The organism is Rhizobium sp. AN73, from assembly GCF_030757975.1.
In the GTDB taxonomy this organism is placed as follows: Bacteria; Pseudomonadota; Alphaproteobacteria; order Rhizobiales; family Rhizobiaceae; genus Agrobacterium; species Agrobacterium arsenijevicii.
The window spans coordinates 794,367-815,076 of the sequence record NZ_JARWME010000002.1 but is presented as its reverse complement, the minus strand read 5'-3'; the positions used below and the strand labels follow the sequence as shown (position 1 = coordinate 815,076).

17 protein-coding genes are annotated in these 20,710 nt (G+C 60.2%); 4 read left to right on the top strand and 13 right to left on the bottom strand.

Translation table 11 applies throughout. The features are described from left to right. Positions 1-244: 244 nt before the first annotated feature. Both mfd and RBH10_RS13975 read right to left on the bottom strand, forming a co-directional pair. The gene (gene mfd / locus RBH10_RS13980) at positions 245-3,742 is read right to left on the bottom strand and encodes a transcription-repair coupling factor (RefSeq protein WP_306180658.1); all 3,498 of its coding nucleotides are present in this window, start codon (positions 3,740-3,742) and stop codon (positions 245-247) included. A gap of 3 nt (positions 3,743-3,745) precedes the next feature. After that, a complete protein-coding gene (locus RBH10_RS13975; RefSeq protein WP_045017280.1) occupies positions 3,746-4,057 on the bottom strand; it encodes a succinate dehydrogenase assembly factor 2 in 312 nt (103 codons plus the stop codon). Positions 4,058-4,246: 189 nt separating this feature from the next. Between RBH10_RS13975 and recG the strand changes: the two genes are divergently transcribed. Genes recG through RBH10_RS13960 form a run of 3 tightly spaced genes read left to right on the top strand, consistent with a single transcriptional unit; the run spans position 4,247 to position 6,854 of the window. Then, complete coding sequence (recG, locus tag RBH10_RS13970) at positions 4,247-6,352, top strand: ATP-dependent DNA helicase RecG (RefSeq protein ID WP_281036807.1); 2,106 nt, start codon at positions 4,247-4,249, stop codon at positions 6,350-6,352. A 14-nt stretch (positions 6,353-6,366) separates the two neighbouring features. Further along, positions 6,367-6,639: a hypothetical protein gene (locus tag RBH10_RS13965; protein WP_281036808.1), complete on the top strand. Its 273-nt coding sequence runs from the start codon at positions 6,367-6,369 to the stop codon at positions 6,637-6,639. A gap of 44 nt (positions 6,640-6,683) precedes the next feature. Beyond that, positions 6,684-6,854, top strand: coding sequence for a hypothetical protein (locus RBH10_RS13960; RefSeq protein WP_281036809.1), 171 nt, complete (start codon positions 6,684-6,686; stop codon positions 6,852-6,854). 158 nt (positions 6,855-7,012) lie between these two features. Here the strand turns inward: RBH10_RS13960 and RBH10_RS13955 are convergent, their stop codons facing one another. From RBH10_RS13955 to pcsA, 10 genes are all read right to left on the bottom strand, one after another. Continuing rightward, the gene (locus RBH10_RS13955) at positions 7,013-7,681 is read right to left on the bottom strand and encodes a DUF502 domain-containing protein (protein WP_281036810.1); all 669 of its coding nucleotides are present in this window, start codon (positions 7,679-7,681) and stop codon (positions 7,013-7,015) included. 13 nt (positions 7,682-7,694) lie between these two features. Next, the gene (locus tag RBH10_RS13950) at positions 7,695-8,198 is read right to left on the bottom strand and encodes a GNAT family N-acetyltransferase (protein ID WP_281036811.1); all 504 of its coding nucleotides are present in this window, start codon (positions 8,196-8,198) and stop codon (positions 7,695-7,697) included. Beyond that, positions 8,195-10,021, bottom strand: coding sequence for a glutamine--fructose-6-phosphate transaminase (isomerizing) (gene glmS, locus RBH10_RS13945; RefSeq protein ID WP_306180657.1), 1,827 nt, complete (start codon positions 10,019-10,021; stop codon positions 8,195-8,197). The genes RBH10_RS13950 and glmS overlap by 4 nt, the downstream gene beginning before the upstream one ends. A 204-nt stretch (positions 10,022-10,225) precedes the next feature. Further along, the gene (gene glmU, locus RBH10_RS13940; RefSeq protein WP_281036813.1) at positions 10,226-11,587 is read right to left on the bottom strand and encodes a bifunctional UDP-N-acetylglucosamine diphosphorylase/glucosamine-1-phosphate N-acetyltransferase GlmU; all 1,362 of its coding nucleotides are present in this window, start codon (positions 11,585-11,587) and stop codon (positions 10,226-10,228) included. A 183-nt stretch (positions 11,588-11,770) separates the two neighbouring features. Beyond that, entirely contained in the window at positions 11,771-12,508 is a 738-nt protein-coding gene (locus tag RBH10_RS13935; protein ID WP_045017265.1) for a FadR/GntR family transcriptional regulator, read from the bottom strand. Between the two features lie 233 nt (positions 12,509-12,741). Next, positions 12,742-13,815 carry a BMP family ABC transporter substrate-binding protein gene (locus RBH10_RS13930; RefSeq protein ID WP_281036814.1) on the bottom strand — a complete coding sequence of 358 codons (1,074 nt, stop codon included), beginning with the start codon at positions 13,813-13,815 and terminating at the stop codon, positions 12,742-12,744. A 36-nt stretch (positions 13,816-13,851) separates the two neighbouring features. Next, positions 13,852-14,772 carry an ABC transporter permease gene (locus RBH10_RS13925; RefSeq protein WP_281036815.1) on the bottom strand — a complete coding sequence of 307 codons (921 nt, stop codon included), beginning with the start codon at positions 14,770-14,772 and terminating at the stop codon, positions 13,852-13,854. Then, on the bottom strand, positions 14,772-15,863 hold the full coding sequence (locus RBH10_RS13920) for an ABC transporter permease (protein ID WP_281036816.1): 1,092 nt from the start codon (positions 15,861-15,863) through the stop codon (positions 14,772-14,774). Before RBH10_RS13920 ends, RBH10_RS13925 begins: the two co-directional genes overlap by 1 nt. After that, positions 15,853-17,409 carry an ABC transporter ATP-binding protein gene (locus RBH10_RS13915; protein ID WP_281037379.1) on the bottom strand — a complete coding sequence of 519 codons (1,557 nt, stop codon included), beginning with the start codon at positions 17,407-17,409 and terminating at the stop codon, positions 15,853-15,855. Before RBH10_RS13915 ends, RBH10_RS13920 begins: the two co-directional genes overlap by 11 nt. Positions 17,410-17,621: 212 nt before the next feature. After that, positions 17,622-18,347, bottom strand: coding sequence for a phosphatidylcholine synthase (gene pcsA, locus RBH10_RS13910; protein WP_281036817.1), 726 nt, complete (start codon positions 18,345-18,347; stop codon positions 17,622-17,624). Positions 18,348-18,557: 210 nt separating this feature from the next. Between pcsA and RBH10_RS13905 the strand changes: the two genes are divergently transcribed. Beyond that, on the top strand, positions 18,558-19,766 hold the full coding sequence (locus RBH10_RS13905) for a UbiH/UbiF family hydroxylase (RefSeq protein WP_281036818.1): 1,209 nt from the start codon (positions 18,558-18,560) through the stop codon (positions 19,764-19,766). Here the strand turns inward: RBH10_RS13905 and RBH10_RS13900 are convergent. Further along, positions 19,750-20,688 carry an AEC family transporter gene (locus RBH10_RS13900; RefSeq protein WP_281036819.1) on the bottom strand — a complete coding sequence of 313 codons (939 nt, stop codon included), beginning with the start codon at positions 20,686-20,688 and terminating at the stop codon, positions 19,750-19,752. The two genes, RBH10_RS13905 and RBH10_RS13900, sit on opposite strands and share 17 nt — an antisense overlap. Positions 20,689-20,710: the final 22 nt, after the last annotated feature.

Genomic DNA, 20,710 nt, shown 5'->3' with positions numbered 1-20,710 from the left:
GAAGTGTGTCCATTGCCGGCCGACCGAGGCGTGTGGGCTTACCCCCTCTGCCCTGCCGGGCATCTCCCCCACAAGGGGGGAGATCGATATGCGGCAAGGTCTCGCCCATCTCGAAGCTTGCGCGTGAAGCGGTGGTAGCGCCTCTTGCCGATCTCCCTCCTTGTGGGGGAGATGCCCGGCAGGGCAGAGGGGGTAAGCCCCACGCACCTGCGGTCCGCTGTGGATCGACAACCTCCCGAAAGCTTCAGGAACGCGCCAGTTCCGCCAGCTGTGTCATTACCATAGCAGCACCCGTCAGCCGTTTTTCCGGCGTTGGCAGATCGCGGGTCAGGAACAGGCTGTGATCGGGGCGGATCTTCGCCATCGATCCCTGCTTGCCGATATAGGCGACGAGGGCCGCCGGGTTCGGGAATTCCTTGTTGCGGAACTGCACGACCACGCCCTTCGGCCCGGCATCCACCTTCTCGACATTGGCGGTCCGGCAGAGCGACTTGATGTAGACGATCTTGAGGAGATGCTGGACTTCCTTCGGCAACGGGCCGAAACGGTCGATCATTTCCGCGCCGAAACCGTCGATCTCGCCGATATCGGCAAGCTCGCCGAGACGGCGGTAGAGACCCATGCGCAGATGCAGATCCGGAACATAATCTTCCGGGATCATGACAGAGGTACCGACCGAGATCTGCGGCGACCAGCCGCTGTCCTGCACCTGCTCGTCACCCTTCACCTCGGCCACGGCCTCTTCCAGCATCTGCTGGTAAAGCTCGAAACCGACTTCCTTGATGTGGCCGGACTGCTCCTCGCCCAAGAGATTGCCCGCGCCGCGAATATCGAGATCGTGGCTGGCAAGCTGGAAACCGGCGCCAAGCGTATCGAGCGATTGCAGCACTTTCAGCCGCCGCTCCGCCATCGTCGTCAGGACCTTGTTGACCGGCAGGGTGAACAGCGCAAAGGCGCGCACCTTGGAACGACCGACACGGCCGCGCAGCTGGTAAAGCTGGGCGAGACCGAACATATCGGCACGATGCACGATCAGCGTATTGGCGGTCGGAACGTCGAGACCGGATCTGACGATGGTGGTCGAAAGCAGCACATCGTATTTGCCGTCATAGAAGGCGTTCATGATGTCTTCGAGTTCGCCCGCCGCCATCTGGCCATGCGCCACCGCCACCTTCAGCTCCGGCACATCCGATTGCAGGAAAGCGTGGATATCGGCTAGATCGGCAAGGCGCGGGCAGACATAGAAACTCTGGCCGCCGCGATAATGCTCGCGCATCAACGTTTCGCGGATCACCAGCGCATCGAAAGGCGAAATGAAGGTGCGAACCGCCATGCGGTCCACCGGCGGCGTGGTGATGAGCGACAATTCGCGCACGCCGGTCATGGCCAGCTGCAGGGTACGCGGAATGGGCGTCGCCGAAAGCGTCAGCACATGCACGTCGCTTTTCAGCTCCTTCAGCCGTTCCTTGTGCTTCACGCCGAAATGCTGCTCTTCATCGATGATGAGCAGGCCAAGATTGGCGAAGTTGATGCCCGCGCCAAGCAGCGCATGGGTGCCGACGACGATATCCGTCTTGCCGTCTGCCACTTCCTTCTTGGTGAGCGCAAGCTCCTTGGAACCAACAAGGCGCGAAGCCTGCTGTACCCGGATGGGCAGCCCGCGAAAACGCTCCGAAAAGGTGCGGAAATGCTGGCGGGACAGCAGCGTGGTGGGCACCACGACCGCCACCTGCACGCCGTTCATGGCAGCAAGGAAGGCAGCGCGCAACGCCACTTCGGTCTTGCCGAAACCGACGTCGCCGCAGATGAGGCGGTCCATCGGCCGCCCGGCGCCGAGATCGTCGCGAACCGCTTCGATGGCGTTCAGCTGATCCTCGGTCTCGTCATAGGGGAAGCGGGCTGCAAATTCGTCGTAAAGCCCATCCGGCGCAATCAATGCCGGCGCGTGGCGCACAAGGCGGGCTGCTGCAATGCGGATAAGCTCATCGGCCATGTCGAGCAGGCGTTTCTTGAGCTTGGCCTTGCGCATCTGCCAGGCGCCGCCGCCCAGCTTGTCGAGCGTGGCTTCCGCAGCGTCAGAACCATAACGCGACAGGAGATCGATGTTTTCGACCGGCAGGAACAGTTTGGCGTCGTCGGCATAATGCAGTTCCAGACAGGCGCGCGGCGCACCCGCCGCCTCGATGGTCTGCAAGCCCACGAACCGGCCGATACCGTGTTCGGCGTGAACGACGAGTGACCCAACGTCCAGCCCCGCCACTTCCGAGATGAAGTCCGCGCCACGCTTGCGGCGCTTGGAACGGCGCACCATACGGTCGCCGAGAATATCCTGCTCGCCGATGACCGCGAGCGTTCCCGTCTCAAACCCGGCTTCGAGGCTCATAACCGCCGAGGCGGCCTCGCCCTTGCCGAGCTTCTCCACCTCTTTCAGCGATGTCACCGGCTTGATCTTCTCAAGCCCGTGTTCGTTAAGCACTTGCAACAGACGGTCGAGCGAACCTTCCGACCAACCTGTTATCAGCACCTTCCAGCCCTTGGCGCGTCGTTCGGCAATGTGCTTCACCGCCAGATCGAAAACATTGATCCGTTCTTCGCTGTTGCCTTCGGTCAGCGGGCGTGCCCAGCGCGGCCCGACATGGGCGTCGAGCGTCGCAACGGGACGACCTTCGGTATCGTGTTCGTTGAAGGGCGTCAGCCGCACCGCATTGACGCTGGCAAGCGCCGCCTCAAAGCTCTTGCCGTCGAGATAGATTTGCCCCGGCGATACCGGCTTGTAGGGCGCGCCCTGCGTCGAGCCCTTGGTCTCGCCGGAAGCCCGTCGCGCCTCGTAATAATCGAGGACCAGCTTGGAGCGTTCCTTCGCCGCCTCGCGCGCCGTATGATCGGTGACGATACGGAAACCTTTGAGATAATCGAAAGCGGTTTCCAGCTGTTCGTAAAACAGCGGCAGCCAATGCTCCATGCCGGCGTAACGGCGACCTTCGGAAACGGCCTGATAAAGCGAATCGTCGCGCGTCGCCGCACCGAACATCGACAGGTAATTCTTGCGGAAACGGCCGATCGTATCCGGCGTCAGCGTCACTTCGCTCATCGGGTTGAGATCGAGCGAGCGAGCCTGACTGATGGTGCGCTGACTGGCCGGATCGAAGGTGCGGATGCTTTCCAGCGTATCGCCGAAGAAATCGAGCCGCACCGGCTCTTCCGTGCCGGGAACGAAAACATCGAGAATGCCGCCGCGCACGGCGAATTCACCGACTTCGCGCACCGTTGCCACCCGGTCGAAACCGTTGCGCTCCAGTCGCGCGGCGATGTCTTCCATACGGATCTGGTTGCCGGGCTTGGCCGAAAAACCAAGGCTCTCGATAATGTCGCGCGGCGCCATCTTCTGCAGCATGGCGTTGACGGTGACGAGCACGATGGCCGGATGCGGTTTCTTGGCGTGATTGATGAGGCCCGCAAGTGCCGCGAGCCTGCGCGCCGAGGTGTCTGCGCTCGGTGACACGCGGTCATAGGGCAGGCAATCCCAGGCAGGCAGCGTCAGCACCGAAATGTCAGGCGCGACGAAACCGAGAACCTGTTCGAGATCGGCGACCCGCTGGCCATCCGACATCACATAGGCAACTGATGTTCCTGCCCGCGCCATTTCGGCCAAAAGCAGGGCTTCCATGCCGGAGGGCACATTTCCGATGGTCAGCGGCGTATCGGCTGACGTCACCAGCTTTGCATCGAATCCGGCTATCATGTTTCAGGCCTTCAAGGTTTCGGATGTAACGAGATCGAAATCCGGGCGGTAGGAGGCGATCTTTTCAAACAGCGGGGTCTGGAATTTTTCCGGTACGGCCAGAGCGCCCGTCACCATCTGGACCAGGTCCTGGTCCTCTTCCGCCATGATGATCTCCAGCTCGTCGAGCTGATCGTCGGAAAGCCCGGCAATATGGTCTTCCGCAAATTGCCCGAGCACGAGATCCATCTCGCGAATGCCCCGGTGCCAGCAGCGGTAAAGTATCCGCCTGCGTCTCGGATCGAGGTCGGCACTCGTGCGCACCAGTCCAGTCATCGCATTCACCTTTCGGTTGGCTATTCAACAATTTGTTGACTGCGACCTCCTATAGAACAGGAGGCGAACGCTTGGGAACCGGTTTTTATCGAAATAATGCCGGACAAAACAAAAACTGCCGGTGATAAACCGCGTTTGTCGAGACGCACGTCTTGCATAACGCGTCCCCTTCCCCGATTTTGCTGACCCATGCGCCCGGCCATTCTCGATCCGCTATTTGCTTCCGTTTCCACCCTTGCCGGTGTGGGGCCGAAGCTTGCCGACCTTCTGGCCAAACTCCTGAGCCGGGAAAACGCCGAAGACACCCGCGTGATCGACCTTCTGTTTCACGCACCATCGAACGTCATCGACCGGCGCAACCGCCCCGGCATTGCGCTCGCAGCCCCTGGTGCCATTGTCACCATTCAGGGACGCGTCGACCGCCATCAGCCGCCGCCATCAGGCAATCGCTCCGCACCCTACCGGGTGTTCCTGCATGACGAGACCGGCGAACTGGCGCTGACCTTCTTCCGCGCCAAGGGCGACTGGCTTTCCAAGGCCCTGCCCGTCGACGAAGAAGTCCTCGTCAGCGGCAAGGTGGACTGGTTCAACGGCCGCGCCTCCATGGTGCATCCCGATTTCATGGTGAAGCTTTCCGAGGCCGAGAACCTGCCCTTGGTTGAGGCCGTTTACCCCATGACCGCCGGGCTATCTCCCAAGGTGTTGCGGCGGGCGATCGAAGGCGGGCTTTCGAAACTGCCCGTCTTTCCGGAGTGGATCGACGAAACCCTGAAGACCCGGCAGGGCTTCGGCGATGTTGCGTCAAGCTTCCGCGAATTGCACGACCCGCGCGACAGCGCCGATATCGAGCCGCAGGCCCCGGCGCGCAGACGTCTCGCCTATGACGAATTCCTCGCCGGCCAGCTTTCGCTGGCACTGGTGCGTCAACGGCTTCGCAAGGTGGCGGGTCAACCGATCCGCGCCAAAGGCGACGTCGCCGCGAAAATCCTGTCACTATTGCCCTTCTCGCTGACATCAAGCCAGAGTGCTGCGGTGAAGGATATCCTGACCGATATGGCGGGCGAGGATCGCATGCTTCGCCTGCTGCAGGGCGATGTCGGCGCGGGCAAGACACTGGTGGCGCTGATGGCGATGGCGACAGCGGTGGAGGCCGGCGGACAGGCGGTGCTGATGGCCCCGACCGAAATCCTCGCCCGGCAACATTTCGCCACCATCTCGAAACTCGCCAATGCCGCAGGCATCACCGTTGAAGTTCTGACCGGCCGCACCAAGGGCAAGGAGCGCCGCGAGATCGAGGAGCGCGTGGCATCCGGTGAAGCACAGATCGTCATCGGCACCCATGCGCTGTTTCAGGATAGCGTCGCTTACAAGAACCTCGTGCTTGCCGTGGTGGATGAACAGCACCGTTTCGGCGTGCACCAACGCCTGCGCCTCACCGCCAAGGGCATCACCCCGCATATGCTTGTTATGACCGCCACCCCCATTCCCCGCACGCTGGTGCTGGCCGCCTTCGGCGACATGGATGTATCAAAACTCACCGAAAAACCGGCCGGCCGCAAACCCATCCAGACGGTCACGATCCCCACCGAACGTATCGGCGACATTGTCGAGCGGCTGCGCTCCGCACTGAAGGATGGCAAAAAGGCCTACTGGATCTGCCCGCTGGTCGAAGAGACGGAAGAGTCCGACCTGATGTCGGCGGAAGAGCGGCATGCCGTTCTCTCGCAGATGCTCGGAGCCAATATCGGCCTCATCCACGGGCGCATGAGCGGCCCGGAAAAGGACGCCGCCATGCTCGCCTTCAAGAGCGGCGAAACCCGGCTGCTGGTAGCGACGACGGTGGTGGAAGTGGGCGTTGATGTGCCGGATGCCACGATCATGGTCATCGAACATGCCGAACGTTTCGGCCTCGCCCAGCTTCACCAGCTGCGCGGCCGCGTTGGACGCGGCGACGAGGCCTCCACCTGCATCCTGCTCTATAAGGGGCCGCTCAGCGAAAACGGCCGCGCCCGGCTTTCCATCCTGCGCGACAGCGAGGACGGCTTCCTGATCGCGGAAGAGGACCTGAAACTGCGTGGCGAAGGCGAATTGCTCGGCACCCGCCAATCCGGCACGCCGGGCTTCCGCATCGCCAGCTTGGAGGCCCATGCCGACCTTCTGGAAATCGCCCGCAAGGACGCGGCTTACGTCATTGAGCGTGATCCGGAACTGACAGGCCCGCGCGGCGAAAGCCTGCGCACCCTGCTCTACCTGCACCGCCGCGACGAAGCGATCCGCTTCCTGCACGCCGGCTGAAAGTTGTGACCGCCATGAACATGATCGACCCGCGCCGCCCACCGCCCGCCTTCAGGAAAGGCTATGCTCTCTGCTCGCCGCAAAACATCCTGCAACCGGATACATTCGCCAAAAGCCAGAAAAAGGCGATCGGCAAAGCCTTCAAAAAACCCGGACGCAAGAAGGCGTGGTCAGAGGCCATGGAGCAAGGCTGGAGCGTGCGGCTGGTCTATATGCGGCTTTTCGTTCCCGTGTTCCACGCCACGACCACGGCGACGGAAATGGACGATCTGGATGACGAGGATTGATCGCAAGGTGTCTAGGTGACAGCTATAGCTTGGGAAAAAAACCGGTGACTGATTCAAAATCCCGTAAAGCCATGCTTGAAAAAGTCCGCACTGCTGTCGCAGCTAAAGCCGATGATGGCCCGAACGCCGTGAATAGTCAGGATTTTCTCTATGACGAGCACGGTCTTCCTGCAAAACCTCAAGAGAAACTGCGACAGCCTGAAAGCGGGCAGTAGTTCACGGCGCTTCCTACTTCCGTCATTCCGGCCTTGAGCCGGAATCCAGCTCGATCAAGTCATTGATCGATACAAACTCATTTCTCACGATGCAGACGCACCGTGGACTGAATGCCGGATCAAGCCCGGCATGTCGAAACCGTATACGCTACCAACCCTCAAACCGGCGCAATTACTTTCGGTGGCGTGAAATCCGGGGCCACGAGACCGCCGGAAATCAGCAGTTTCGCTGCGTCCTCGGGCGTCATGTCCAGCATCACGATCTTGTCCTTGGGCACGAACAGCAGGAAACCCGCCGTCGGAACAGGCGTCGGCGGTAGGAAGACGGTGACCATCTCCTGTCCCATTTCGTTGAAACGATAGGCAAGCTCGCCCTTCGCGTCAGAGGCGACGAACACCATCGCCCACATGCCGGGTGAAGGAAACTCGATCAGGCCAACCTTCTTGAAAGAGTTCGAATGCTCTTTCAGAACGGATTCGAACATCTGTTTGATACTCTTGTAGATCGGCCGCACCAGCGGCATGCGGTTGAGGATGGATTCGCCGAAACCGACGATCCATTTACCGATGAGGTTGTTGCCGAGAAAGCCGATGAGCGTGATGCCGATGACGGCGATCAGAAGGCCGAAGCCGGGAATAGCCACATCGAAATATTGCTCGGGATCGTAACGGGCGGGAATATAGGGCTTAACCCAGCTATCCGCCCATTGCAGGAAACTCCACACCAGCCACATGGTGATGGTGACGGGCGCAAGGATGAGCACGCCCGTGAGGAAGCTGTTGCGCAGGCGGGCTGCGAATGAAATTTTGACTGGAATATCGGTCATTTACCGTACGGAATTAAGCGTTGTCGCTATCGAAACCCGGATGAAAACCGACAATGCCGGATGGAGTTCCACCATGCAAGCGAAGAACTGTGAAATATTCGTCAGGAATCCCTTCGCCGCTCAGGCCTTCAACGTGGCGAAAACCGAAGCGGCCGTAATATTCCGGATCACCCGCGACAACTGCGCCAGAGGCATTAAGCCGCTCCAGCGCGGCAAGCCCTTCCCGCACCAGCCCGGAACCGACACCCTGCTTTTGCCGATCCGGCGCCACGGATAACGGCGCGAGGCAGAACCAGCCCGCATCGCCGCTGGATATCGTTACCGGCGAAAACCCGACATGGCCGATGATGCCTTCGCTGTCCTCGGCAACCAGGGAAAGCGTGAGCGCGCCGGCCTTGCGCAGCCGGTCGACAATCAGATGTTCGGTCTGACTGCTGTAATCGATGTTACGGAAGGCATCTTCCGTAACGCGAGCAATTGCCTCTTCATCGCCCTGTCGCTCCGGCCGGATTATCATTCCACCGTCACCGATTTTGCCAGATTACGCGGCTGGTCCACATCCGTGCCCATGAACACGGCGGTGTGGTAAGCCAGCAGCTGGATCGGCAGCGAGAAGACCATCGGCGCGATCAGTTCGTCGACATTGGGCAGGGTGATCGTCGCCATGGTGTCGAGCTTGGAAGCGGCAGCCCCCTTCTCGTCGGTAATGAAGATGATGCGGCCGCCGCGCGCGGCCACTTCCTGCATGTTCGAAACGGTCTTTTCGAAGAAGCGGTCATGCGGCGCAATGACGATAACCGGCATGTTCTCATCGATCAGGGCGATCGGCCCATGCTTCAGTTCGCCAGCGGCATAACCTTCAGCGTGGATATAGGAGATTTCCTTGAGCTTCAGCGCGCCTTCCAGCGCCAGCGGGAAGCTGGTGCCGCGGCCGAGATAAAGCACGTCCTTGAAACGCGACAGATCGCGCGACAACGCCTCGATCTGCGGCTGGATGCTGTTGAGAACCTTGCTCATGATGCGCGGCATCTCGGTCAGTTGCTGCACCAGTTCCTTTTCCTCGCCCGGCTTCAACGTGCCGCGCGCCTTGCCTGCGGCAACCGCGAGCGAAGCGAGCACGGCAAGCTGGCAGGTGAAGGCCTTGGTGGAGGCCACGCCGATTTCCGGGCCGGCGAGGATCGGAAAGATCGCATCCGATCCGCGCGCCATGGTCGATTCACGGGTATTGACCACCGCGCCGATCTTCAGTCCCTCCTGCTGGCAATAACGCAGGGCCGCCAGCGTATCGGCGGTTTCGCCCGATTGCGAAATGAACAGTGCTGCCTGCGTGGGAACGAGCGGGATCTCACGGTAACGGAATTCCGATGCGACATCGATTTCCACCGGCAGGCGCGCGTAACGTTCGAACCAGTATTTGCCGATCAGGCCGGACAGATAGGCCGTACCACAGGCGGAAATGGCAAGGCCGGAAAGCTTGGCGAAGTCGATTGCCGTGTCGGCCTGCTTCACGGTCTTGGAGGCAAAATCCACGTAATGGCTGAGCGCGTGGGAAATGACTTCCGGCTGCTCGTAGATTTCCTTTTCCATGAAGTGGCGGTGGTTGCCCTTGTCGACCACGAAGGCGGTCGCCTGCGAGATCTGACGCTCGCGTTTCACCGGCTTTCCGGAGAAATCGATGATCTCCGCACCCTGATGGGTGACGATGGCGCAATCGCCGTCGACCAGATAGGTGATTTCGTTGGTGAAGGGCGAAAGCGCAATGGCATCGGACCCTAAGAACATTTCGCCCCTGCCGTAACCGACGGCAAGCGGCGGACCGGAGCGCGCCGAAAGCAGCGTGCCGGGATCGTCCTTGAACATCACCACCAGCGCATAGGCGCCCGTCACGCGGTTCAGCATCTTCAGCATCGCCTCGCGATGGCCGAGACCTTCGCGGGTGTACTTCGCCAGAAGCTGCGCCACCACTTCGGTGTCGGTCTGCGTGGTGAAGGTTGCACCCTCGGCGCTCAGTTCATCGCGCAGCTCGGAGAAGTTTTCGATGATGCCGTTATGGACGACGGCAACGCCTTCGACGAAATGCGGGTGGGCATTGGTTTCGTTCGGCACGCCATGGGTTGCCCAGCGGGTGTGGGCAATGCCGACGACGCCCGGCAGTGGCTTTTCCGAGATTAGCTTCTCCAGATTGAAGAGCTTTCCTTCCGCACGGCGGCGGTCCATCGCGCCATTGTCGATGGTGGCGACACCAGCCGAATCGTAACCGCGATATTCGAGGCGCTTCAGCGCATCGACAAGCCGTTCAGCAACGGGCTGGGTTCCGACAATTCCGACAATTCCGCACATATATTTCTCCAGACGGCGATCTCTTCGCCGAAACTTCCAGAGTATTTTCGCCTTTCCCTGAAATGCGAAAATACTCCACCTTTTTGTTCTCACGCATTTCCGGACGTAAAACCGCTGCGCACTTTTACTGGAAATGCTTTAACCGTTTCCTTGAAATCGGCAATTATGCCGCCGGTCACTTTCGGTATCGCTTGGTAACGTCATCTAAGAGGATTTTTTCTTCGCTTCCTTCAGCGCTTTCGCCCGCTCGCGCACGGCAACAGCCCGGCCCGGCTTGACCTCCTGGCGCGCGCGCCCGAAAGCCAGCGCATCGGCAGGCACATCATCGGTAATCACGCTACCGGAGGCGATATAGGCACCCTCTCCAATGGTGACGGGAGCGACCAGCGACGAGTTCGAGCCTATGAAGCTATTGGCCCCGATCCGCGTTTCGAACTTGTTGTAACCATCGTAATTGCAGGTGATGGCGCCAGCACCAATATTGCTGCCCGCACCGACGAAGGCATCGCCGATATAGGTCAGATGGTTGACCTTGGCGCCCACACCGATCTCGGCCTTCTTGACCTCGCAGAAATTGCCGACCTTGGAATTGGCGTGAAGATTGGCGCCCGGACGCAGGCGCGCATAGGGACCGACCTCGGCACCTTGCGCAATATAAGCCCCATCCAGATGCGTAAACGAATGGATGACGGCGCCCGGCTCGATCGTCACGCCCGGACCGATGAAAACGTTGGGCTCGATCAGCACATCCTGACCGATCTTCGTGTCGAAGGAGAGAAACACGGTTTCGGGCGCAATCATCGAAACGCCGTCCAACATCAATTCGTGACGGCGACGCTCCTGCCAGAGCTTCTCGATAAAGGCCAGCTCGGCGCGGTTGTTGCAGCCGATCAGCTCCGTTTCCGGTGCATCGATGGCAACGGCACGGTGGCCGAGAGAACGGGCGATCTCGACGATGTCGGTCAGATAATATTCGCCCTTCACATTGCTGTTGCCGATCCGGTCGAGCAGGTCCAGCGCATTGCGGCCGTTGATGGCCATCAACCCGCTATTGCACCAGGTTACCTTGCGCTCCTCGTCAGTGGCATCCTTTTCCTCGCGGATTGCCACCAGCTCGCCATTCTCGACCAGCAGCCGCCCATAACCTGTGGGCCGTTCAGTGTGGAAGCCAATGACGGCGACATCGGCACCGGCGGCAATCGCTTCACGCGCCCTGTCGAGCGTCGCGGAGGTGATGAGCGGAACATCGCCATAAGCGACGATAACGTCATCGAAACCACGCTCGATCGCCGGGCGTGCGGCAAGAACCGCATGGCCGGTGCCCTTGCGTTCCTTCTGCAGGAAAGCTTCGACCTCAACGCCCTTCAGGCTTGCGGCAGCGGCGACATTGTCTGCATCGCGCCCGACCACCAGCGCCACCGCGCCGACACCCGCTCCAGCCACCGCCTGCACCACATGCGCGATCATCGGACGCCCGGCGACCGGATGCAGCACCTTGGATTTCGACGACTTCATGCGCGTGCTATCGCCCGCTGCGAGAATAACGGCTAGAGAGCTACGCTCCATAAGACCTCCAACACCCTGTCACGGGCCGCAAGACGACCGGCAGGCATATGTTTGACTTTACGCCAGCCGGCGGAGCGGATGGGCGTATCGGTGATTTCATTCCGGAATTGCTATAACGGCGCCCCACTTAAGAAACCATGCAAATCTGCACCAAATTTCGGCGTCCGTTTTCATCAAACGTGATCAGCGATTGGGATTGCGGGCCGTGAATTCCAATATCTGCTGACGACCGTTTTCAATCAGCCTTTCCATCTCGCGCCGGGCGGCGGCCTCGTCACGCAGGCGAAACGCCTCCACGAGCCTCAGGTGAGAGGCCGAGACGTCGGAAATCTCGTTGGGGTCGGCTTCCGGATTACTCATCCGGAAAATGCCCGCAAGCGCCGCCTTTATCAGCGAACCGACGGTGCGCATGAACGGATTGCCGGACATTTCGGTGATGAGGACATGGAAATTCATGTCCGCAAGTGCCCGCTTTTCCTTGGTATAGGCCGTGTTACCCATCTCGTTGGCGTAAGCGACGAGCCTTGCGATATCGGCGTCCTTTGCCCTGATAGCGGCAAGGCCCGCGCCATAGGGTTCGAAAGCCTGGCGGATATCGTAGAGATGCAGCAGGAATTCCTCGCTGACACCAGCCTCGAAGTGCCACAGCAGCACCTCGCTGTCGAACATGTTCCAGCTTTCGCGCTCCGTCACGCGGGTGCCGATGCGCGCCTTGGGGGAGATCATGCCCTTGGCGGTGAGTGTCTTCATCGCCTCGCGAAGCACCGTTCGGGAAACTTTCAGCCGCTCCATCAGCTCGGCGTCACCCGGCAGGATGTCACCCGTCTTGAAGAAGCCGGACACAATATCGAGGCCGAGCTTGTGAACGACCTGTGCATGATTTGTCCGCAACTTTCGAAAACCGATCGCCGCATCGAGCATTCCACGCTGCAAATCCCATGTCCTTCTGTTCGGCTGGCGATGTAAAAATCACGCCTGACTTGTGCAATCCAAGAAAGAGGCCCGATTTTCAACGCTGAATACAGTGAAAAACATCAACGCGCGTGAAAAGCAAAGCCAAACTTCGTTCGAATAATAAAACACATCAAAATAACAAAGACCGCGCATGAATTTGCATGCGCGGTCCCGTTAGCAGTTAGTACCTGCACATCACATTATTGCGGCAGCTTGTCGTCCACGCCGGCAACGTAGAAGTTGAGGCCGAGTAGAACCTTGTCTTCGGCCTTTTCACCCGCCTTCAGCCATTCCGAACCGTCCTGCTTCTTCACCGGACCGGTGAAGGGGTGCAGTTCGCCCGACTTGATCTTGGCTTCGGTTTCCTCGGCCATCTTCTTCACGTCATCAGGCATGTTGGTGTAGGGCGCCATGGTCAGGATGCCGTCTTTCAGGCCGTCCCAGATGGATTCGGACTTCCATGTGCCGTCAAGCAAAGCCTGCGTGCGCTTGATGTAATAAGCGCCCCAGGTGTCCTTGATGGCTGTCAGCTGGGTCTCCGGACCGGCCTTGATCATGTCGGAAGCCTGACCGAAGGCCTTGATGCCGCGTTCTGCTGCAACCTGCATCGGCGCTGTCGTGTCGGTGTGCTGCGTCAGGATATCGACGCCCTGGTCGATCAGCGCCTTGGCGGCATCGGCTTCCTTGCCGGGGTCGAACCAGGTGTTGGCCCAGACGACCTTGACCTTGAATTCAGGATTGACGGACTGCGCGCCGAGAACGAAGGCATCGATGCCCATCACCACTTCAGGGATCGGGAAGGAGGCGATGTAACCGGCGACACCCTTCTTCGACATCTTCGCGGCAATCTGGCCCTGAATGTAACGGCCTTCATAGAAACGCGAATTGTAGGTCGCGACGTTTTCAGCGGTCTTGAAGCCGGTGGCGTGCTCGAACTTCACCTTGGGGAACTTCTGGGCAACCTTCACGGTGGCATCCATGAAACCGAAGGAGGTGGTGTAAACCAGCTCGCAGCCCGAGCGGGCCATACGCTCGATGGCGCGTTCGGCATCCGGGCCTTCCGGAACGCTTTCGAGGAACGGCGTCTCAATCTTGTCGCCGAAATGCTTCTGCAGCTCTTCGCGGCCGATTTCATGCGCCTGCGTCCAGCCGCCATCGGTGCGGCTGCCGACATAGATGAAGCAGACCTTCTTTGCGTCGGCGGCTTCAGCGGAGGAAACAACGCCTCCAAGCGCCGCGATGGAAGCGGCAAGTGCGATGACCAGTTTTTTCATTTTTACCCCTGTTTGGTTTGGAGAGTCGGTATGTCTTCAACGATCCGGTACGAAGGATTTGCCTAGGGATGCCGGTGTATTGATCAAGGTCGTGCGGCGATTATGCGAGATGATGACCAGCACGACAATAGTTGCGAGATAGGGCAACGCCGAAAGCAGTTGCGACGGCACCCCGATGCCGAATGCCTGCGCATGCAATTGCCCGATGGAGACGGCACCGAACAGATAACCGCCCGCCAATACCCGCCATGGACGCCAGGAGGCGAAAACGACGAGCGCCAGCGCAATCCAGCCGCGCCCGGCCGACATGTTCTCCACCCATTGCGGCGTATAGACGAGCGACAGCTGCGCACCGGCAAGACCGGCGCAGGCACCACCAAACATCACAGCCAGATAACGCGTACGGATGACGTTGATGCCAAGCGCATGGGCGGAAGCGTGACTGTCACCGATGGCGCGGATTTTCAGGCCCGCGCGGCTTTTGAACAGAAACCAGCCAGTGCCGAAAACCAGCGCGATGGACATGTAGAAGATCAGATCCTGCCGGAACAGCAAGGGGCCGATGAAGGGTATCTCCGACAGCACCGGAAAGACGATGGGCTGCAGCTTGACGCCCGGCAGGCCGACGAAGCTTTCGCCCAGCATGCCGGAAACGCCAAGACCCAGAATGGTGAGTGCCAAGCCCGTCGCCACCTGGTTGGTGACGAGCGTCAGCGTCAGGAAGCCGAACAGCAGCGAAAAAACCGCGCCGGAGGCGATACCTGCCAGAATGCCGAGATAGGGAGACCCCGTCATATGGGCGGTCGCAAAAGCGCAGACCGCACCCATGATCATCATGCCCTCGACACCGAGATTGAGGACGCCGGAGCGCTCCGTCACCAGCTCGCCGGAGGCGGCAAGGACGAGCGGTGTCGCAGCGGTAATGACGGTGAGAAGAATGGCCTGAAGCATATCCATCATGCCGCTCCCTGGCTGTTATGCGCCTTGCCGGTGAAGACGACCCTGATGCGATAGAAGATCAGCGTATCGCAGGACAGCACGAAGAACAGCATCAGCCCCTGAAACACACGCGTCACCTTGTCCGACACACCGATGGAAAGCTGCGCCGCCTCGCCGCCGAGATAGGTCAGCGCCAGCACCAGCCCGGAGAGGATGATGCCGAGCGGATTGAGACGGCCGAGAAAGGCGACGATGATGGCGGTGAAGCCGTAACCCGGTGAAATGCTGGGCTGCAGATGGCCGATGGAGCCGGAGGCCTCCGAGATGCCCGCAAGCCCCGCCAGCGCGCCCGACAGCAGCATCGAAAACCAGACCATGCGGCTCGACGAGAAACCGGCGAACCGCCCTGCCCGCGCCGACTGCCCGAGCACGGTGACTTCGAAGCCCTTCAGCATGTAACGCATCATGAACCACAGCGCGATGGCCGCCACGATGGCAAACACGAACCCCCAATGCGCCCGGCCAGATGCCAGCATTTCCGGCAGCACTGCGCTCTCGTTGAAAGGCTTCGTCTGAGGGAAGTTATAACCACCCGGATCCCGCCAGATGCCGCGTGTCAGCCAGTCGAGAAACAGTTGCGCGACATAAACAAGCATCAGGCTGACGAGGATTTCGTTGGTGTTGAACTTCGTTTTCAACAGCGCCGGAATACCCGCGTAAAGCGCGCCGCCGATGGCGCCCATCACCAGCATCAGCGGCAGCAGCATCGGCGAATGCCAATCCGGATAAAGCACCGGCAGGATGGAACCGGTGATGGCGCCGATGGTGAATTGCCCTTCCGCGCCGATGTTCCAGTTGTTGGAGCGATAACAGATCGACAGTCCGACGCCGATCAGGATCAGCGGTGCAGCCTTGATTGCCAGTTCGTGCAGCGACCATACTTCCAGCAGCGGATCGATGAAAAAGGCATAAAGCGCATCGAGCGGATTTTTGCCGAGCATGGCGAACATGACAGCACCGACGAGCAGCGTCAGCACAAGTGCCAGAAGCGGCGAAAGAAGGGTGAAAAGCTTCGAGACCCCTGCCCGTTTTTCAAGCTCAATGCGCATGCTGGGAGGCTCCCGAATGTGTGTGGACGCCGCCCATCAGCAGGCCGATCTTTTCAAGTGTCATGTCTTCCACCGGATAGGCCTCGGAAAGCTTGCCGTCGGAAATGACCGCGATATTGGTGGCGACCTCGAAGATTTCATCGAGATCCTGACTGATGACGATAACGGCCGAACCCGCCTTTGCCAGATCGACGAGCGCCTGCCGGATACGGCTCGCCGCTCCCGCATCCACGCCCCAGGTCGGCTGGTTGACAACAAGCACGGCGGGCTGACGGTCCAGTTCGCGCCCGACGATGAATTTTTGCAGATTGCCGCCGGACAGCGACCCTGCCAACGGATCGGCCCCGCTTTTACGCACATCCATGATTTCCGAAATGCGCCGCGCCGCCGCCTTGATGGCAGAACCGCGCACGACGCGCAGGAAACCGCCGGTTAGAAACGCCTTGCGGTCGGAGCGCGCCCGCGCCAGCAGCAGATTTTCGGAAAGGCTCATACCGGGAACGGCGGCGTGGCCGTGGCGCTCCTCCGGCACGAAACCGGCGCCCATCAACCTGCGGCCATTGATGCCGAGGCGGCCAACCGGTTTGCCGCGCAGATGGATCGCGTCGTTATTATAAACCGGAAATTCGCCTGAGAGCGCGTCGAACAGCTCGCCCTGCCCGTTTCCGGCCACACCTGCAATCGCCAGCACTTCACCGGCACGCACATTCATGGAAACCGCTTTCAGCGCCACGGCAAAGGGCGTACGTGGCGCAACGGAAAGCCCCATGACCTCGATCTGCGGCTGGCCGAGCGCCTCGCCCGTCGGCCGCGAAACGCTTGCGACATCGCTTCCGACCATCATGCGCGCCAGAGATGCGGGCGTTTCCCTGCGCGGGTCGCAGGCACCCGTCACCTTGCCATGACGCAGAACGGTGGCGCGGTCGCAGATGCGCTGCACCTCCTCCAGCCGGTGGCTGATATAAAGTACGGAACGGCCTTCGGCCTTCAGCTTCGCCAACGTCTCGAACAGCTTGTCGGCCTCCTGCGGCGTCAGCACCGAGGTCGGCTCGTCGAGAATAATGAGGCGCGGGTTCTGCAGCAGGGCGCGGACGATCTCGATCCGCTGGCGCTCGCCGACCGAAAGATCGGCCACATGCGCATAAGGGTCGAGCGGCAGGCCATAGGCGCGCGAAAGCGTTTCGGCCTCTTTGGCGATTTCCTTCAGCGAAATTTTCGGATCAAGGGACAAGGCAATGTTTTCAGCGACCGTCAGCGCCTCGAACAGGGAAAAATGCTGGAATACCATGCCAATGCCTAGCTTCCGGGCCTCGCTTGGCGAGCCTACGGAAACCGGCTGGCCCTGCCAGACAATATCACCCTCGGTTGGCGAAAGGACGCCGAACAGCATCTTGACGAGCGTGGACTTGCCCGCGCCGTTTTCACCCAGAAGCGCATGGATTTCGCCCGGCGCTATATCAAGGTCGATGCCGTTGCATGCGGCGAAGTTGCCGAACAGCTTGGTCAGCTTGCGAACGGACAGGAGAGGCACGGCCTCCGGCGCCATAGTTCCAGTCACGAATTCCCTCTCTACACCGGCCACCCATGCTTTCTTCGAAGCATTTCAACAACCGTGATCATTGTTCCCAATCACATGGCAATACGTATGCAATGCTGCGCGATCATGATTTATTGATAACTGTTTTGCTGCTACGCACAACTGAAAAAGAAGCCGCCTAAATGCAATTTGCACAAGCAATAAACGGCTTTACGCTTTTCTTATTTCGCGCCGAGCGAGGGGAAAAACTGCAATATTCCGCCGATGCAATAGAGATAAAGCCCGCTCGCCACAAAACCGATCACGGCCCAGGTCGGGGTTTCGAAATGCGTCAGCAGCGCATAACCGCCAAGCGCGCACCAGACGAACACGATCGCCAGATTGAGCGGCCGCAATCGTTTCACCCGCACCGGATGCAGAAAATTGATCGGCAGGAACGTCAAGAACACCGAGACGGTAACGACGGCCATGGCCGTGGTGGCACTGGCATCCATGACGAACAGGGTGAACACCACCATGTTCCAGACCACAGGAAAGCCCGAAAAGAAATATTCATCCGTCTTCATGCCCATGTCGGCATAATAGATGGCGCTCGACACCACGATCATGCCGGCTGCCACGAAGGACAGCGGTTCGCCGATCATGCCGCTCTGGTAAAGCGCAAAGGCAGGCAAGAGCACATAGGTGACATAGTCGATGATATTGTCGAGCGTATCGCCAGACCAGTTGGGCAGAACTTCCTTCACCCGAACCTTGCGGGCGATGGGTCCGTCAATGCCATCCACCAGCAGCGCAAGCCCCAGCCACCAGAACATGTCGACAAAGCGGTGTTCGGAGGCAGCAACGACGCCAAGAAACGCCAGAAACGACCCGGACGCAGTCAAAATATGAACGGAAAAGGCGCGGATTTCCGCGTAGGGAACACGCTTATAGTTGAAAATTTTCATGGTCAGCGTCTGCGCCCCGCTTATCATCCGCCCTTGTTCATTCCGGTATGCGGCCATTCACCACGCTTTGCAACCGGCTGATCTGGCTTATCCTAAGACTAATATAGCGCTACAACCAACGAATGTTTACGCCGGGATGTTCCGGGCGCGAAGTGGATTTACCCGCGCAAAGCCTCTATGCTGTGCCGGAAATAACAACGGATCAGGACCATGAGACACTTCGATATCGCCATAACAGGTGCGGGACTTGCGGGCCAGATTGCGGCAATCGCGTTGGCAAGGGCGGGCCGCCATGTGGCGCTTGTCGCGCCTTCCAGCGAAAAGAAGGACCGGCGCACCACGGCGCTGATGGACCAGTCGATCCGCTTCATGGACCGTCTTGGCCTGTGGTCGCGTATCGCCCCTTCCGCCGCGCGCCTTTCCACCATGCAGATCATCGACGGCACCGACCGGCTGTTGCGCGCGCCGACCGTGCAGTTCCGCTCCTCCGAAATCGGGCTCGACGCCTTCGGCTGGAACATCCCCAACGAGGCGCTGCTTGGCGTTCTCAGCCAAGCGGTCGAGCAGGAGCACAATATTACCCGCCTCGACACCACAGCCGAGACGATCGACATCGGCAACGACCGTGTTTCGGTAACGCTTGGTGACGGCGAAACGCTCTCCGCCGATTTCCTGATCGGCGCGGATGGCAGGAAGTCAATGGTCCGGGACGCGGCCGGCATCGGCGTCAAATCCTGGTCCTATCCGCAGACGGCCATCGTATTGAACTTCAGCCATAGCCGGCCGCACGGCAATGTCTCGACGGAATTCCACACACCCACGGGGCCTTTCACCCAGGTTCCTCTGCCCGGTGACCGCTCCAGCCTCGTCTGGGTCGTCACACCGGCGCAAGCGGAGGAACTAACGGCATTGCCGCTTGAGGCGCTTGGCCTCAGGATCGAGGAGCGCATGCAATCCATGCTCGGCGCTGTTACCGTCGAGGACAGCGTACAGGCATGGCCGCTGTCTTCCATGACGGCGCACCGCTTCGGCAAGGGCCGCGTGGCCCTGATCGGCGAGGCCGCGCATGGTTTCCCGCCCATCGGCGCGCAGGGGCTGAACCTCAGCCTGCGTGACATCATCGCGCTGACCGAACTGCTCGGCGCCGTCTCCGACCGCCCGATTGCGGCGGACGCCGGCAGCAGCTTCGACCGCAAGCGGCGGGCGGATGTCTACACCCGCACCCTCAGCGTCGATCTCCTGAACCGGTCGCTGCTTTCCGATCTCCTGCCGGTGCAGATGGCGCGCGCGGCGGGCCTGCATGTGCTCTCCGGCATCGGCACGCTCAGAAGCATGGTCATGCGCGAAGGCATCGAGCCGGGACGCGGGCTGAAGGCCCTGCCCTCGCTTCTGTTCGGCAGCTTCAAAAAGGCTGGATGAAATAAACCACGCCCGTCAGCGTGAAGACCGAAAGCACCGTCGATATCAGGATCGTCGCCGACGCTCTCTCCTGCCAGACGTGATATTGCTGGCCGATGACGAACACATTCGTCGCGGTCGGCAAGGCTGCAAGCAGCACGGCGGAATAGATCCACACCGGCTCGAACCGCCCGAGCGACGACAGCAAGAAATAGGCCGCGAGCGGATGCAGGATCAGTTTCGCCGGAATGATATAGCTGATTTCGACCGGCACCCGTTTCATGGGTCGCAGCGCCAGTGTCACGCCCATGGCAAACAGCGCGCAGGGTGCTGCTGATTGCGCCAGATAATCCACCAGCCGCTGCACCGCCTCCGGCGGCTGCCATGACAGCGAGGCGGCGAGAAAACCGGCTATGACAGACACGATGAAGGGATGGGTGATGACCTTGCGCGCCACATCCAGCGCAAGCCGTGCCGGCGAGCGCTTGTCACCGCCCGCAACCCCCATCATTGCCGGCGCGACGATGAAATGGGCGGCGTTTTCGAGACAGACGATCAGCGCGACAGGCACCGCCGCCTTTTCACCGAGTGCCAGAAGCGCGATCCCCGGCCCCATATAGCCGATATTGCCGTAGCTCGCCGCGAAACTCTGGATCGTCGTTTCGGCAAGGTTATTCTTCCGCACGAACCGGCCGATCAGGAATACAGCCAAGAAAATGCCATAGGTGCAGGCAAGACTGGCAGCAACGAAATCCATGCGCGCCAGTTCTTCGACCGGGGTTTTCGAAACGAGCTTGAAAAAAAGCGCCGGCAGGGCGGCATAGATGATGAAGGTGTTCAGCCAGCCCATCGCCTCGACCGGCTGTCTGGTGATGCGCGCCGCGCCATAGCCGATGAAGATCAGGCCGAAAAACGGCAACAGCAATCCGACGATATCGGCCACGATCTTTCCCCTGCCTATAATG

Excerpts from the sequence above, each read along its gene's own strand:
- mfd (WP_306180658.1), bottom strand. The coding sequence starts at position 3,742 with ATGATAGCCGGATTCGATGCAAAGCTGGTGACGTCAGCCGATACGCCG.
- RBH10_RS13905 (WP_281036818.1), top strand. The coding sequence starts at position 18,558 with ATGAGACACTTCGATATCGCCATAACAGGTGCGGGACTTGCGGGCCAG.
- RBH10_RS13975 (WP_045017280.1), bottom strand. The coding sequence starts at position 4,057 with ATGACTGGACTGGTGCGCACGAGTGCCGACCTCGATCCGAGACGCAGG.
- glmU (WP_281036813.1), bottom strand. The coding sequence starts at position 11,587 with ATGGAGCGTAGCTCTCTAGCCGTTATTCTCGCAGCGGGCGATAGCACG.
- RBH10_RS13965 (WP_281036808.1), top strand. The coding sequence starts at position 6,367 with ATGAACATGATCGACCCGCGCCGCCCACCGCCCGCCTTCAGGAAAGGC.
- recG (WP_281036807.1), top strand. The coding sequence starts at position 4,247 with ATGCGCCCGGCCATTCTCGATCCGCTATTTGCTTCCGTTTCCACCCTT.
- RBH10_RS13950 (WP_281036811.1), bottom strand. The coding sequence starts at position 8,198 with ATGATAATCCGGCCGGAGCGACAGGGCGATGAAGAGGCAATTGCTCGC.
- RBH10_RS13935 (WP_045017265.1), bottom strand. The coding sequence starts at position 12,508 with ATGCTCGATGCGGCGATCGGTTTTCGAAAGTTGCGGACAAATCATGCA.
- RBH10_RS13930 (WP_281036814.1), bottom strand. The coding sequence starts at position 13,815 with ATGAAAAAACTGGTCATCGCACTTGCCGCTTCCATCGCGGCGCTTGGA.
- RBH10_RS13955 (WP_281036810.1), bottom strand. The coding sequence starts at position 7,681 with ATGACCGATATTCCAGTCAAAATTTCATTCGCAGCCCGCCTGCGCAAC.
- pcsA (WP_281036817.1), bottom strand. The coding sequence starts at position 18,347 with ATGAAAATTTTCAACTATAAGCGTGTTCCCTACGCGGAAATCCGCGCC.
- glmS (WP_306180657.1), bottom strand. The coding sequence starts at position 10,021 with ATGTGCGGAATTGTCGGAATTGTCGGAACCCAGCCCGTTGCTGAACGG.
- RBH10_RS13915 (WP_281037379.1), bottom strand. The coding sequence starts at position 17,409 with ATGGCGCCGGAGGCCGTGCCTCTCCTGTCCGTTCGCAAGCTGACCAAG.
- RBH10_RS13920 (WP_281036816.1), bottom strand. The coding sequence starts at position 15,863 with ATGCGCATTGAGCTTGAAAAACGGGCAGGGGTCTCGAAGCTTTTCACC.
- RBH10_RS13925 (WP_281036815.1), bottom strand. The coding sequence starts at position 14,772 with ATGGATATGCTTCAGGCCATTCTTCTCACCGTCATTACCGCTGCGACA.